Genomic DNA, 15,374 nt, shown 5'->3' with positions numbered 1-15,374 from the left:
TTTATTTAAATATTTAATTTTTAAATTATCTTTTTGGATTTTAATCAATGAGTTTAAGGATGCGATTATGATTGATCAAAAGCAAAGAATCATTTTTCACGAATTATGTGCTCAATGCCGTTTTGGGATTCAAGATGGGGAACCTGAAATTGATCTCTGTAACCGCCAAATTTGTAGCCAATAACTGAGAATAGCTCTTTCTTGTCTTCTTTGCGAAAAGTGGAGCCATCGCATTTTATCCAATTTTTTGGGATTTTTTCGCCTGCAAACATTTTTATTTCCCCAATGATGCTATCTAGCTCATCAACAGAATCTTGCGATGGAGTTTCATTTATAGTAGAGTCATTTTCTTCCAAAAGATGTTCGATGTTTTCACCTTCATTTCCAATGATAGCTATAATTTCATTAACGGCAATTTTGCCAATCTTTTCTGTTTGATACAGTATGATTCCATCTTCATACGATTCCAATTCGATTGTGGCTTTTTCCGTATCAATATCCGCTAAGGTATCTCCTGAATTGATATAGTCCCCCTCATTGAAATTCCATTTTGCTATGGTTCCGTATTCCATTGTCTCTGACAATTGAGGCATTCTAATCACTGTTGCGTTTTGATCTCTAGTGATAGGTTTGTCGTTTGTTTTTTCTTTAGAGCTATTAAATAATTTGTCGAACATGTTGTGAGTGGTTTGATTTAAAAATACAGAGTTTGAATATTAAATTAATGGCTTATTTTCAGGTTTGAATTGTATTACAAACAGATTTAAAAAATACTTAGTTAACATTATGAATATGGTTTTTAATTTAAAAATTACATTTTTATTAACTTGGTAATCCTCTCCACTGATTCTTTTTTGTTATTTTTCCAATAACTATAAGGCAGGGGCAAGCATTTGATCCCTGTTCTGCTCAAAGTTTTATAGCGTTCCAATGAAAGAGCTTCTCGAAATATCCCGGGATAGCCAATCAAGTCAATAAAATAATTAGAACCATTATGAGTGATTAAAATATCCAACAAACTTCCAGCGACAGGGTAACCGCATTTTATTTCGTCAAATGCCTTGCCCAATTCAAGCAATACATCTTTCTGAAACTCGTCTTGCTCTTGTTCGCTCGCTATTGTATGCGAAAAAGATTTTATAAAGTTGAAATAGTCAAGCAGCAAAGATGTCTTTCGATTTGAATGCTCAGCTATTGAAGTGAAAACATACTGATAAGACTTCGCTCTTGTAATGGCCACATTTAAGACTTCAGGTTTATTGGCATGTACGAATGCCGAATGATGGGATTGATCGCAAAGACAAAAAGACAATAAAATAATTTCACGCTCCGAACCTTGAAAAGAGTATGGCGTTCCGCAAAATATATCAAATTTTTTCAATTCATCAAGTCCGAAATTTTCCCTCAACAGTTTGTTTATATAATTTACTTGCTGGCTGAAGGGGGAAATGATTCCTACAGTAGGAAGAGAACTGCTATTGAGATGCTCTTTCATAATTAACCTAAGCTTTTTAATAATAGCCAATGCTTCTTCTTTATTCACTCCCTTTTGATCTCTTTTTCCATCCAATCGAATGAGCTCAATTTGCTTGTAAGTAGTATGTTTTGGAGTGGATTTGATAACTTCCAATTGGCCGTCGTAAAAAGTCTGATTGCTGAATTCGATCAAAGAAGGCGTGGACCTAAAGTGCTCTCTTAAAAAAGTGATCTGATCCTGCTGGGCAACTTTTGATATATAAAAATCCAGAATGCTTCTGTTTCTAAAATCAAAGAGTTTGTCATTGGGCAAGTTGAATTTTTCCTGCAACTCAAGTTGTTGAGATTTCGCAACAAACGAGTAATGTCGCAGCTGGTTTGGATCTCCGGCAATGATGGTTCGCTTAGCTCTGTAAATCGCAGGCAAAGCTATCGATACATCGCATTGGGTCGCTTCATCTATGATCACTACGTCAAAAAGCTCTTTTTGCAATGGCAAAACCGTGTTTAAATCCGCTAAATTGACTAACCAAATTGGAAAAACTTTTAGAATATTGGAATGATAAACATCTTCTAATCTCTCTTTGTATTCTGTAAAACTATGTGAATCCAAAGCATCATGAAACAATGAAATATCGCGTCTGTAGATGTTTGAATTCTCCTTGATATTTGCTTGAATCTTGCGCTTGGAAAAAGAGCTGACTTCGTGGTCAAGCTTTTTTAGGCTATGGCCTATATCATCAAAGACTTTCCATATGTCGGTATTTTGAGAAAACCTGCTGTTGAAATACAGTTTTTTCAATTTATCTAAAAACGACAAGTCCGAGCTAAATTCTAGATCGGATTTTAACAGCTCATTGTCTACCAATTCTTCAAAGCTGTTTTCAAGTTTTTGCAGTTTGAGATATTGATTTTTTATCTTTTTTTCATCAAGATTATGCCTCGTTTTTGACAAGATTCCGCTTAGGTATTTTCTTATCTTGGCTTTTAAACTTGCTTTGTACTGTGTGCCTGTAGTGTGTATTAAGTAATCTTTGAGCTTAAAGTCATCTATGAGCATTGATCTAAGCACCTCGACCGCTTGTTTTGTCTTAGAGACGACCAATACGGATTGGTTGTTGGCTACCAGATCGGAAATAATTGATGTGATGGTATACGACTTTCCAGTTCCCGGAGGCCCGACGATGACAGAATTGTCAAATCTATATGCATTTTCAAGAGCTTTAGCTTGTTCAGTATTGAGCCTTGACTTGTAGAGGCTTTCCTGAAACTCATTTTCATTGGCGTTTCCCTGCAATAAGTTATTAAGACTAGTATTGAATGTACCTTTATTTATGATTTCATTGAGATCGTTGACTACTTTGAGAGTAGATTTCGATTTGTCTAAAAGCGCTGTGCCCGCAGCCGGCACGATGGTGTATTCGCCTTCCTCAAAATCGGCATTGGATAGATGCTTTCTTATTTTGGAGGCAGGCCATACTTTGGGGTGCAATAGAAGCTCTTCGGTGTCAAGGTTTATGAAGTATTTATCAAGAAGCTTTACGAGTTCAGTGCAGTTCTCATGCAGATTTTTTATTAATTCGGATATGTCTTTTATGAACAAGTCCTTTGTTAAGCTTTGATCTTTGAGTTCAAGTTTTGATAAAATGGATTGATTTACCAGAACTTCGTCTTTTTCGATTTCCAAATATTTTTCATCATCGACTGTCACGATATTGGCTGGAAACAACAGCAATGGAGCGCATATTCGTTTATCTTTGCTTAATAGGCTCGAGCTTTTTCCCAATATAAAGAAGCAAGCATAAAAGAGCTTCTTTTCTAATCGATATAATTCGATCTCTTTTTCAAGATCTTCGATTTTCTTATGCGCATAGGGTATGTATGGCAAAGAATGCGTCAGCAACTCTTCATATCTTGATACAAACCACTTGAATTGATATTTGGGTAAAAAAATGTTGTTTACAGAATACTCTTTATAATCGAGCTTGTAGCATTCTTTAAAATAGGAATAAAAATCTTCGGGGTTAAAACTCATTAATATTCGGTTCTTTCTAGTTTAATCTTAAAGCGTGAAGTTTACTTTAGAGTAAGATAAATCAATTACTTAGGGTGTCCAATTAATTTGAGAGTATATTTAAAGACTCTTCAAGTTATGTGTTTTGAGAGAATTTTAATATATAGATGAGCCTGATATGCTTCAAGATATTTTTTGAAAGGTAGATTGCCTTTAAATGATAGACTTTATGTAGCTATAGAATTTTTCTTTTCATATTTTATCAATTCTCAAAAGCTTTAATTGCTTTGAGGGAGTCAAGTTATTGTTATTTTCAAGTTGTTTATATTCTAAAATTTTAAATTTATCAATGAATTCATTATTTCTTATTAAATATAGAAATTGACCATGGTCAGTATTTTTTAAATGTATTTTTTCTTTGTAAATGGAAGAGGATGAAATAGGTGGTTCAATGCAAATATTGGTTTGATGAATTTTTAAATTTGAAGATTTAATTTTCCATACTATTTGCATGCATGAATTAGAACGAAAATTTATGTCATTATAACAAATGATAGTGTCAGATTTGTAATCATTAGCAACTTTCCATCCACCATTTAAATCTTTTAGCTTGATTTGACCAAAAGCTACTGAGTTTAGAAGGATTAATATAAATGTTGCATGTTGTATTTTCATGTTAGTGTTAATTTGATTTACGTTTTTTGATTGATTTTAATAAAAAGTAAAGCGAGAGTATTGATATTATAATGAATGGAATCCAGTATTTCCTAATTAGATTTTTGTTATCCATTAATATTTGATAGGGGACTGTTTTGAGTGCTAGTTTCTCAAATTCTTTCGAGCGGAGTTTCATCAATTCAGAATTAAATCCGTATTTTCTCGCTTCCTCATAGCTTTCCAAAGCCGTTTGCACATCCCAAGTGATAGCTAGTACATTGCCTAAATCAAAAAATAGATTTCCCACAATCTTATTTTCAGGCTTCACAAATATTGTACGTTCTTCTAATTGATGAAAGATATGATTTCTTATGTTATTAAGATCGTAATTATGAGTATTTTCAGGAATTTTATTGTTGCCAAAATCTAAGTCAAGAATTGACATATTAACGTCAGATTTACCTGAAAGCTTGTATTCTAAAATTTTTATGTGAATCCATTCCGAGCCGTTATGTGAATTAGGGTTTAATGCAATTGATTTTTTTATCCATATTAATGCTGAATCTGGCTTTCCTATTAGTTCATAGATGGTACCTAGATTGGATGCTGTAGTGTATAAGTGAGGTGAGTTTTGCTCGATTTCTATGAATATTGTTTTTGCTTTTTGATATTCGCCCAGATACGTTAGCGTAGTGGCGTAATCAGAATAATATGCTATGGAGTCAGTTATAAGGTACTGTTTTAATAAATTCTCGGATTGCTTTTTAAGTTTTAACGAATCAATTTCTTTTGTGCGTACTTTGCCACTAATAAAGCCTTCATATACCACTTTGCCGTTAAGAAGTGTCTTGTATTCATTCAAGCATGCATAAGATAGTTGAGTCAGTAATATACTGAATAGGAGTAGTAGTGATTTTCTCATTTTGGGAGTTAGTATTTTAGCTTTGGCGTGTACGTTTTTAGTATGCCTCCATTTTAAGTTTTTATGTGTTTAAATATTCGTTTTGTGAATTTATAAGAAGATTAGATTATTTCTTTTAGCTTAATAATATATGGTATTATAGATCAAGTTTGGCTGTTTCATTATAAAAGAAACAGCCTTTCAGTCGCTAAATATTTTTCATTAATTCAAATACAAATGCGCTAGTCCAATGCCAAGCAGTGGAAGAGCGAATGCAGTTAGCCATAGTACGACAAATCCGATTTTGCCAAGCAGGTTTAGATCCTTAACATATTTTCTTTCCAGCGCATTTTTCACATGCATTATAATTTTTTCTTCTTGTTTAGCCTCAGCCAGTTTATTATCTCCTACTAATTTGGCAATATTTGGAAAATGCGCAGCTAGTTCCTTTCTGATTTTCCAATACTCTTCATCATTTAGTTCATCAAATGATTTGTTATAAGATACTCTATCTTGATCAAGTTTAGAGTGCACTTTTTTCAACTTATAAGAGTTTACAAGTCTTAGTACCAAGAAAAGAGGTATAATTAAAAGTATGTAGTTTTCTATATAAACAGCGACGCTCGTCAAGCATAAGATAGAAATTATTATGAAAACTGCTTCGAGCATTTTGCTTTTATTGAAAAATAGAGAATTGAAAATACGGCCTCCGTCAAGCGGCATAAAAGGGAGCAAGTTAAAGGCATTGATGATAATGGCTATATTGGCTAGGCTTATGAATTCTTTATTGTTGTTAATTAATCCAAAAGCGTATAGAAACACTCCTAAGATTATTCCGGGCAAAGGACCAGCTAAGGCTACAATGGCATTTTCTTTTTGTGTGATTTTATCTTTGTCGCCAATTACCGCAGCTCCAAGCATTGGAAGGAATAACATCTTAAGGTTTTTGTATTTGTATAATTTCATGGTCATGAAGTGACCTAATTCATGGAGAACTAAGACTCCTGTTACTTTAAGAATGAAGCCTAGATCCCAATTCAAAATAAAGTGAGCGGAAGCCAAATAAATCACTGCGCTTATGATTGAGGTCGAAAACTGATTTTTTCCGGATGATACTTTTGGTTTTGAAGGGTAAGTTTGATCTATGGCCTCAGAACCATTTATTTCGACGGTATGTTCATTGGTATTAGTAGTGAGTTCGTTGTCGTTCATGTTTTATTGTTTGATGGGGAATATGTTTTTATCTATTTAAGAGTACCTTGATCGCTTATTTTCTAATTTAAAATCGTCATAAACTATAGTTTTTTACAATTCATGTATTCTTCGTTTGCGTATTTTTTCTCTTTGCCAAATAACAAGGGCAAGAAGTGTGATTAAAATCAAGAGGCTTGGCTCGTTCATATTTTGAACATCTTCGCCTAAATCTAATGACTTATTGGCGTTAAGTACTTGATTTTGTTTCTTTTTTAGCATCGCTTTTTGCGCTTCATTTTCGACAACAATATAGGATGTTAAAGGCGTCATGACTTTTGACATAAAGCTGTGTTTAACCATATTCACCCAATCATTTTCCGATTTTTTTGGTTCTAAGGTTTGGGCAATCCACTGTCCCTGCATAGTAAGAGCTGAAAGCCAGTTTTTTTCTTTGATATCAGATTCAGAAATATCAAAATTGTTCTTTTTTAATATAATGCTGGGTTCATCATTTTTGATCAAGTATTCAACTGAATTGTCTGGTAAAGTGTATTCCAATACTGAATGGGTTAGCTCGTGTTCAGATTGTGAATTAGCCAATGCCTCTAAAGGAGATTCGATCAAGGAATGTCTTATTAATACGCCATTATCATTTAGGTTGAAAAATAAGTTGTTGTCAGGAAACGCGAATTTAAAGTCGGAAAAATCATCTTTTAAAATTGCATTTTGAATGCTGTCTGTAACAACAACCATGACAGGATAGGTTTTCGACTTGTTTTGATAAGTGTCGAATAGGGTAGTTTTTATTGCTCTGTCTAGGTAGAATCCGCCTTCGAAATTATGCATATTATACGCTTCCTTCCAATTCTCATTGATAGAAGTTTTGTTTATATAACTATTGACAAAGCTAATCTTAGCATTTTCAGCTAAAGGTTTATTGGCTTTCAAAGCTTTCTCAATTCGATGAGTGAAGTCTTTGATATTGTCTTTTTGGTTTTGAGAGGCGTCAACCAGAAAATGAAAATAGGGCTTGCGTTTGATAGGTTTTAAGGATTTTTTTTGCTGTTTTGAGACATATATGACGTTTTTTGTTTCTATTTCTTTATCAACATTTTCCGTATGATTGCCTAAGCTGATAGAATGATTGTCGATATTAAGAGTGATAGGCTCTTTATGCAGAAACTCTATGCCTGTTTTTCTTATTTCGTTTTTTGCAAAAGGAAATACTCTGAAGGCAATCTTGTTCCCCGTCATGTAGTGCAATAATCCCGGGTCGCGATTTTCATTTCTGATTTGAGAAAATATCCACATAGCTGATTTCTTTTCGGCGAGGATACCTGATTCTTTTTTATCTCCCACATACAAGTAATAGTCGCTGACCCAGCACCCTTCAGGCAATTTAAATGTTGTCGCGTATTCTTTAAGCCAAGAGCTATTTGTGTTATTTGTAATTTCCAGATCAACCCAACTTTTCCACACATTTTGAGTGGTGTCAAAAGTGCTATTGGTAGAAATATTGCTTATCTGCACATCTTTATTTTGAATATTTTCTGATCGAAACGTAATATTTGGATGTCCAAAAAATACTTTCTCAATAGTATTGATTTTTGAATCGGACAAAGTAAGGTTATCCAATACCAACCAATTAAAATAAGATGACAAATAAGGCGTTCCACTGCTGAAAGTTTCGCTTCGTCTGTTTTTATTGGCTTTGATCAGAGTGAGTGTTTTTTGTAGGGATTTTTTGTTTATGTCATATTTAGATGAATAGTCAGGGCTGTACAAGTATGATAACGTTTCATTCAATACGCTTCGGTCTACAAGGTACGAGGTTGTTATAATTATAGGAATTGTCAAAAATCCGGAGATTAAAATACTTGTTAGAAGGTTTTTAGCATAAGATTTCTTGAGGTATGCGAATTCTTTTGAAAGTTCATTGACATGAGTCACAAAAAGCAACAAGGGACTAAGCATTAGAAAGCCCATGCCAACTGCGATAACGGCAATTACCGAGAAAGGAAGAAAAGGCAAGAATACTAAAAAGAAATAAAATGAATAAGATAATGTGATGCATTTGCCCGTAAACAATGCCAAACGATATTTTTGATTTTGAGTTTTTGGCAAGCAAATTAAAATTCCGTTGACTAAGGCTAGTATATAAAACCAGTCGTTATTGAAGTCGCCGAAAATTCCCGACCCATACCGATTAAATTCAGAGAACAGGCGACCATTGTTTAATGATAATCCAATCAGAGGCAATATGATGGCTATAGGTACTTTCCAGACCAGTTGATTTTTTTCCCAGAAAGCGGATTTTTTTGTAGACAGTACATAAACACCTCTAACTAAGAAAAATAGAAAAACAAGAGTGATCGTAATAAAAAAGACAACAATGGTATGTAAAAGGAATTTTTCATCAACGATTTTCCATAATGGTTGAATAATTTGACTGAATAAGTAAAAGGTTATAGGTGTGGCAATTGCGATCAGAAAATTTACCCAAGCCTTATATTCTTTACCTGCTGGTGTAAAGTGGGCAACCAAAATAAATAGAGAATAAGCAAGCGTAGGCATAAGAAATGTTCCTACATAGAAAATAAGATTGCTAGAAATCATCCATCGAGGAATTGAAAATGGAATGATTTCATTCATATGATAGCCGTACAGGTAAATAAAGCTTATGTAAGCAATCAAGGATGCAATTCCATAAGTGATTGAAACATTTTTTTTATTTAGTGTCAAGTAAATTGCATAGGTGATATTAAGAGCACCTAGTGTTCCCAGGGCTAGACCAAAGGTTTTCCATAAATGGATGTTGCTCTCATCAAGCAATGTTTTGATGATGTTGAATTGTCCAAAGAAAAGAAAGAATAGGATGGCAATAGGTAATGTGTTGATGACAAAAAGCCATTTAGGGTTAAGAAAATTTCGCATTTTGTTGGTTGTAGGTTAATAGTTTATCTAAAAGTAAATAGGTTATAATCAAAAAAGTGAGATTTGTAATAATACCTATGCATTCATGAATAATCTGTTGATGATTAGGAAATAATGAAACCGATTGAGTATGTATTATTATTGAAGTATAAATTCTGGAGGTGTTTGCAAACAGGGTAAGCAAGTAAGCGACAAATAATGAAAGCGGTATTGATAAAGCTTTTTGAAAAGCGTGACGAAAATGCTTTACTGACAAATAATTAAATAAAAGAAAAGAAATCAACCAAAAATTGAAACCAGAACAAGATTTGTCAATGAGAATATTCAATTTCTCATGATAGTACCCTTGATCAGCATGGTATATTGATGTAGAACTTGATAAAATTCCAACCATTTTATCCGTAGGCTTCAGAAGAAAAACTAGATTATCATTATTTGCTTGTGTATAGCCTAACTTTAGTATGATGAAAATAATGGCTATGATAAAATAAAAGAATATGTTCTTTTGGACTTCCATGCTCTATTTGTTCTGGAATAATAAAGGTCTTTACTATGAAGTTATGTCAAACTATTTTATTGATATAAATATATATAATTATAAAAATTTTAAAAAATATATTTTTAGTGTTTCTATGTTTAAATTTTAATGCTATTATTTGTGATTATTGGATTTTTATGACATTGTGGGTTTGATGCAAATATATGAAGTGGATGCATTTTAAGAGAGCTTGTCATTGAACTAATTGGGTATGTATGACTCTTGAAGTTAGCAGGCAGGAATTTGAAGACTTGAGGTTGTCTTGAAGTGTTAAATGTAGTATTAGAGAAAAATGAAGGGTTAAATTGCTAAGCAATAGAGTAAAGCCGCTAATCTAATTTTTTATTTTTGAGAGCGATATTGATTTGATATGAATATTTGTCTATTTTGTAAATTCCTTTGATATCGATTTCATCAGGGATTTTAAATTCGCCTAATCCGAGTATATCCTCATCACTCAAGTATTTTTCCACAGCCAAATAGTCATGTTTTTCATGGCACTCTTTGATTGCTTGATGGTGTACACGTAATATTGGATCTATTTGAATATAATCCCTGTCGCTGTCCATTTCCAAAAGAAAGTATTTGTAGGAGCTTGTTTGATCCAAGTTTATATCGAAACTTGCTTTTGTATTCAAGGAGTCAAAGACAAAGTATTCTACAATTACAGGTTTGCCTAAATCACCATCAACATCTTTATAAACGAGGAATAAAACCTCATCATTATTTGATGACAGAAGACTTGCGTCTTCGCTTAAATTAGATGCGGATATTGTAAATCGAGTTTTTTGATTTTGAGCATTGCTAATGTTAAATATTAGCAATAAGCTGATGAAGGTGAGTGTTTTTATGATCATAGCAATTTAAGTTTGAAATTAAGATATTCAGTAAACAAAGTATGATAGCCTTAATTATTAATTCAAACAAATAAACTAAAAGACCGATATCGGTCTTTTTTTATGCTCTAAATAAAAAGAAATCTTCTTTCATATTTTCTATCGCGGTGCTTTTTGAATCTGTGATAAGATTGATGGCTTCATTGGCGAAAAGCTCGCCTTTGGTGGTTAGGTTGACAATTCCTTCCTCGATGTTTATCATATTGTTTTTTTGAGCGAAGGCCAACACCTTTTTAGACCGTGCTTTTTGCCAATTGATATGCTCGTTAAGGTGATTGACTGTTCTTTCATTTTTGTCACTGTGATTGTTCAGGTGAAGCAATAAAGTTAGCATGGAAACCTCGACTTTTTGCTTGCGCCTTTTTTGCCATATGGATATCCAGCCACGATTTGGCGCAAGAAGGAAAGTGATGAAGAAGATCAAGCCCAAGACTGTTGTAATCGCTCCAGCTATGGATGCGTCGAGTAGGTTGGCAGTCCAGTATCCTGCTATGGCGGACGATACGCCTATGGCTACAGCGATGACGAGCATTTTGATCAAATCGTCTGTCAGCAGATATGCTGCCGCCGCGGGAGCGATCATCAATGCCACTACCAATATGGCTCCGACAGCGTCAAAAGCTCCGACAGTGGTGACTGAAGCCATTGCCATAAGGCCATGATGAATAATTGCCGGTGAAAACCCTAATGTGGCAGCCAGCTGAGGGTCGAACGTGGAGATTTTTATTTCTTTGAAAAAGAGACTTAACAGAATAATGCTAAAGATCAGTATGCTCCCTGAAATCCACATGGCCTTTGGGCCTAAATCCATTCCGCTGATGATCATTCTGTCAAAAGGGGTGAAGGCCAACTCGCCAACCAATACTGCGTCGACATCCAAATGTATGTCGTTGGCTTTTTGAGCGATCATTAATACGCCTATGCTGAACAGCGCCGGAAAAACAAGGCCTATGGCAGTGTCTTCTTTTACCAATCCGGTTTTTTGGATGAACTCAACCAGCACAACTGTCAAAACGCCGGTCATCGCCGCTAGCAAAATAAGCAATGGCGAGTTGATGTCATGAGTGATGAAAAAACCGATGACTATGCCGGGCAATATGGAATGGCTGATCGCATCGCTTATCATGGCCATCTTTCGCAATACAAGGAAAGTTCCGGGTATGGCGCAGGCAGCCGCCACGATAGCGGCGACAAGTTGTATCTCGATTTGAGCAATGGTCATTTGTCTTTCAAGTTTTGGTTGTATAGATTGTTCGCGGCGTCAAATCCTTTTTCGGTAAGTGACCACATGCCTTCGCTAAGTTTTATCCATCCGTTTTCGCTCATTTTTTGCAATGATTTTGGCGAGAATCCGTGCATGGTGTAGCAAAGTTTTATGGAGTGCGGATGCGAGTAATTTTGATGTTCGTTGGCTATTTCAAAAAGAAAAGACAAGGTCTTGTGAAGTTCCAAGTTATTCTTGTTCTTCATGAATTTGATTTTTCTTGCCAACAGACCTCTTTGTGGAGCGAAAATGAAAGAGAAGAATACAAATCCTGCGGCAACCAATACGATCACAGGTCCGGTGGAAAGATTATTATGGCTTGCGGATATCGCTGTGCCGATAATGCCTGACAAACCTCCGAATAAAGAGGCTAGCAACACCATTTTCCAAAGGTGGTTGGTCCATTGTCGAGCCGCGGCGGCAGGCGCAAGCAGCATGGCGCTCATCAATACTACGCCTACAGTCTGCAAGCCAAGCACTATTGCCAATACCATGAATGTCATCATCATGGTATCAATAAGTCTATTGTTGAAGCCCAATGTCATTGTGTAATCCGGATCGAAAAGAATGATTTTGAATTCTTTCCAAAACAGCAAAGTGATCAATAATGAAATCCCTGTCACTCCGGCCATGATCCATACATCCGACGCGACAAGTGTAGCGGCTTGGCCGAAGAGGTATTTTTCCAAACCCGCTTGGTTAGCGTTGGGCATTTTTTGGATAAATGTCAATAGCAACATTCCAAAACCAAAAAACAGAGATAGAATCAAACCAAGAGCCGTGTCGGATTTCAGTCTTGTATTATTGATGATGCTTCGTATCCACAAGGTTCCGATAAGTCCGCTGATCAAGGCGCCAACCAGAAACGACATGGAATTTTTCGTTTGCAATAATATGAATGTCAAAGCTATGCCGGGCAATGCGGCATGCGAAATAGCGTCGCCTAACAAGCTTTGCTTTCTCAATACCGCAAAACTGCCGAGCATTCCGCAGATTGCTCCCAAAAGTCCGGTTCCGATGGTAATCGTACGCAATGTGTAATCAGAACCAAGCAATGAAAAATATTCTCCTATGTTCATATTTGTTGAGCGCTGACTTTGTAATTGATGCCGTAAGTCTTGGTCAGGTGATCGTCGTTGAAAATGTCTTTGACGGGGCCTGTGGCTATTTTCTTCACATTTAAGAAGGTAACCCAATCGAAGTATTCGGGAACCGTCTGCAGGTCATGATGAACCACGACCACTGTTTTTCCTGCTTGTCTCAAGTCTTTAAGAATTCGGATAATCGCGCGTTCAGTTGTCGCGTCCACACCTTGAAAGGGCTCGTCCATTAAGAAGATTTCCGAATTTTGCACCAATGCTCTGGCGAGGAATATTCTTTGTTGCTGTCCGCCTGACAGTTGTGAGATTTGTCGGTCTTTGAAGGGCAGCATGCCTACTTTTTCCAAAGCTTCCAAAGCTTCTTTCTTTTCTTTCAGACCCGGGCGTTTGATCCATCCAAGACGCCCGTAGGTTCCCATGGTAACCACATCCAGAGCTGTTGTGGGAAAGTCCCAGTCAACAGTTCCTTTTTGAGGCACGTAAGCTACTTTCGAACGTTGCTTTTTATACGGTTTGCCAAAAATGCTGACAGTTCCGGCCAAAGGCTTGATAATGCCGAGCACGGACTTGATCAAGGTAGATTTTCCCGCTCCATTGGGACCGACTACGGCCATCAGCACGCCTTCAGGAATTTTCAGGTCAACGTCCCAAAGCACAGGTTTGTAGTTGTAGGCTACAGTAAGATCATCAACTTGAATGGCTATTTTTTCTTTCATTTCAATGCAGATACGATAGTGTTCGTGTTGTACTTGTACATGCCCAAGTATGTTCCTTCTTCAGTTCCTGGATTTCCCAGCGCGTCGGAATAAAGCGTTCCGCCGATATTTACTTCATGCCCTTTGGAAGCGACCGATTCTTTAAGGGCTTCAATAGTTCTTTGAGGAACGGAAGATTCTATGAAGATGGCTTTCACTTTGTGCTCGATAATAAATTTGGAAAGTTTTTGAACGTCCTTAACTCCAGCTTCAGTAGCTGTGGAGAGCCCTTGGAGTCCGATTACATTAAAATCGAATTCTTTGCCAAAGTAATTGAAAGCATCATGAGCTGTTATTAATATTCTTTTTTCCACAGGAAGTTCTTGGACAGTCGTATTTAGATTAGCTCGCAAACTTTTTATTTTGTTTGAATATTCTTTAGCATTTTTGAGATAATACGCTTTGTTCTTCGGGTCTGCTTCGGCAAGTTTAGCCGCGACATACAGAGCGGACATGTTCCAAAGCCTTGTGTCAAACCAGATATGCGGATCATAGTTGTCAGCGAACTCGCCTGATTCGATAAGCAGCGCATGGGGAATTGTGTCGCTGATAGCGATAGCGTTTTTGTTTTGCGCGCTCATTTTTTCGAAGATGTCGACTAATTTTCCTTCCAAGTGCAATCCATTATAGAAAATAATGTCAGCATTGAAAAGCTTGTTGACATCGCCTTCGCTGGCTTTGTATAAATGAGGGTCAACTCCAGGGCCCATTAGGCCTTGCACTTCTATGCTGTCTTTTCCTATGTTATGCAATAAATCAGTGATCATAGTTGTGGTTGTGACCACTTGAAGCTTGTTGTTTTTGGCCTGTTGGCTGGAACCGCAAGAATAAAATATGAAAGTTATGGCAACTAGAAGAAAAGAAGTTTTGAGTTTAGCGCTCATTATCGGTTTGTGTTTTAAAATTATTTAGTGGAATAAGCTCGAATATTATGATATAAATCAGCTTTTTTAGACAAGCTTAAATTTTAATCAAAGATACATCTAAATTGTTTATTTAGCAATGCATGGGCTTATTCAGAAGTGTTCTGAAAGACGGATGATTTTTTTTAGAAAAAAATACATGAATTAATAAACTATATGAAAAATGATTCGTAATATTGTATGTACATCATTTGTAATTACATGAATATATATCTTAAAGCTATACATAAGTTGATTAGAACAGGGCATTGGATTACCGATTGCGTGGGAGCTGAGTTGAAAGAGTTTGACATAACAGAGCCGCAATACAATGTGCTCAGAATTTTGTCTTCTTCCGGCGATGAAGCGATGACAGTGAAGGAGATTCAAGATAGAATGGTTCAGCGTAGCAGCAATGTGTCGCGTATTATAGATAAATTGTTGGCCAAAGGCTATGTGAGCAGAAAGGAATGCCAGCATAATAGGCGTAAAATGGACATATCCATGACTGATGAGGGGCATTCGATTTTAGCCTTGTTGGATCAAAAAGTATCCGCTTTTCATAAGCCTTTGAAGCAAAAGCTTAGCGACGAGGAATTGAGGGCTTTGGATAAGATTTTGACCAAGTATTCGGGTTTGGATTGAGTTCGAAAAATTCATAAAGGATTAGTCGCGGCTAAGGCTATTGCACGAATAAATTTTATTAACCGCTTGATAGCGTGAAAATATTTCTTTAGAGATTT

13 protein-coding genes are annotated in these 15,374 nt (G+C 35.9%); 1 reads left to right on the top strand and 12 read right to left on the bottom strand.

Going from position 1 to position 15,374, the window contains the following annotated elements; all coding sequences use genetic code 11:
* Nucleotides 1–89: 89 nt before the first annotated feature.
* The 12 genes from AABK36_RS13400 to AABK36_RS13350 form a co-directional block, all read right to left on the bottom strand.
* Entirely contained in the window at nt 90–677 is a 588-nt protein-coding gene (locus tag AABK36_RS13400) for a phage tail protein (protein ID WP_309938405.1), read from the bottom strand.
* Between the two features lie 134 nt (nt 678–811).
* Nucleotides 812–3,511 carry a DEAD/DEAH box helicase gene (locus AABK36_RS13395; protein ID WP_309938406.1) on the bottom strand — a complete coding sequence of 900 codons (2,700 nt, stop codon included), beginning with the start codon at nt 3,509–3,511 and terminating at the stop codon, nt 812–814.
* Between the two features lie 231 nt (nt 3,512–3,742).
* Nucleotides 3,743–4,165 carry a hypothetical protein gene (locus AABK36_RS13390; RefSeq protein ID WP_309938407.1) on the bottom strand — a complete coding sequence of 141 codons (423 nt, stop codon included), beginning with the start codon at nt 4,163–4,165 and terminating at the stop codon, nt 3,743–3,745.
* Nucleotides 4,166–4,172: 7 nt separating this feature from the next.
* On the bottom strand, nt 4,173–5,069 hold the full coding sequence (locus AABK36_RS13385) for a tetratricopeptide repeat protein (protein ID WP_309938408.1): 897 nt from the start codon (nt 5,067–5,069) through the stop codon (nt 4,173–4,175).
* Nucleotides 5,070–5,270: 201 nt separating this feature from the next.
* Nucleotides 5,271–6,260 (bottom strand): site-2 protease family protein, encoded by a 990-nt coding sequence (locus AABK36_RS13380; protein ID WP_309938409.1) that lies wholly within the window; start codon nt 6,258–6,260, stop codon nt 5,271–5,273.
* Nucleotides 6,261–6,353: 93 nt separating this feature from the next.
* On the bottom strand, nt 6,354–9,176 hold the full coding sequence (locus tag AABK36_RS13375) for an MSEP-CTERM sorting domain-containing protein (RefSeq protein ID WP_309938410.1): 2,823 nt from the start codon (nt 9,174–9,176) through the stop codon (nt 6,354–6,356).
* Nucleotides 9,160–9,693, bottom strand: a complete 534-nt coding sequence (xrtK, locus tag AABK36_RS25430) for an exosortase K (protein WP_374709119.1) — start codon at nt 9,691–9,693, stop codon at nt 9,160–9,162. The genes AABK36_RS13375 and xrtK overlap by 17 nt, the downstream gene beginning before the upstream one ends.
* A gap of 350 nt (nt 9,694–10,043) precedes the next feature.
* Nucleotides 10,044–10,571, bottom strand: a complete 528-nt coding sequence (locus AABK36_RS13370; protein WP_309938411.1) for a hypothetical protein — start codon at nt 10,569–10,571, stop codon at nt 10,044–10,046.
* Nucleotides 10,572–10,671: 100 nt separating this feature from the next.
* Nucleotides 10,672–11,832: a metal ABC transporter permease gene (locus AABK36_RS13365; protein WP_309938412.1), complete on the bottom strand. Its 1,161-nt coding sequence runs from the start codon at nt 11,830–11,832 to the stop codon at nt 10,672–10,674.
* Nucleotides 11,829–12,953 (bottom strand): metal ABC transporter permease, encoded by a 1,125-nt coding sequence (locus AABK36_RS13360; protein WP_309938414.1) that lies wholly within the window; start codon nt 12,951–12,953, stop codon nt 11,829–11,831. The genes AABK36_RS13365 and AABK36_RS13360 overlap by 4 nt, the downstream gene beginning before the upstream one ends.
* The gene (locus AABK36_RS13355; protein WP_374709120.1) at nt 12,950–13,690 is read right to left on the bottom strand and encodes a metal ABC transporter ATP-binding protein; all 741 of its coding nucleotides are present in this window, start codon (nt 13,688–13,690) and stop codon (nt 12,950–12,952) included. Before AABK36_RS13355 ends, AABK36_RS13360 begins: the two co-directional genes overlap by 4 nt.
* A complete protein-coding gene (locus AABK36_RS13350; RefSeq protein ID WP_309938416.1) occupies nt 13,687–14,613 on the bottom strand; it encodes a metal ABC transporter solute-binding protein, Zn/Mn family in 927 nt (308 codons plus the stop codon). Before AABK36_RS13350 ends, AABK36_RS13355 begins: the two co-directional genes overlap by 4 nt.
* Nucleotides 14,614–14,853: 240 nt before the next feature.
* On the opposite strand from AABK36_RS13350, the gene AABK36_RS13345 reads away from it, so the two are divergent.
* Nucleotides 14,854–15,276, top strand: a complete 423-nt coding sequence (locus AABK36_RS13345) for a MarR family winged helix-turn-helix transcriptional regulator (RefSeq protein ID WP_309938417.1) — start codon at nt 14,854–14,856, stop codon at nt 15,274–15,276.
* Nucleotides 15,277–15,374 lie beyond the last annotated feature (98 nt).

Origin of the sequence: Aureibacter tunicatorum (genome assembly GCF_036492635.1) — a bacterium.
GTDB lineage: Bacteria > Bacteroidota > Bacteroidia > Cytophagales > Cyclobacteriaceae > Aureibacter > Aureibacter tunicatorum.
This window is presented reverse-complemented; position numbering and strand designations above follow the sequence as displayed.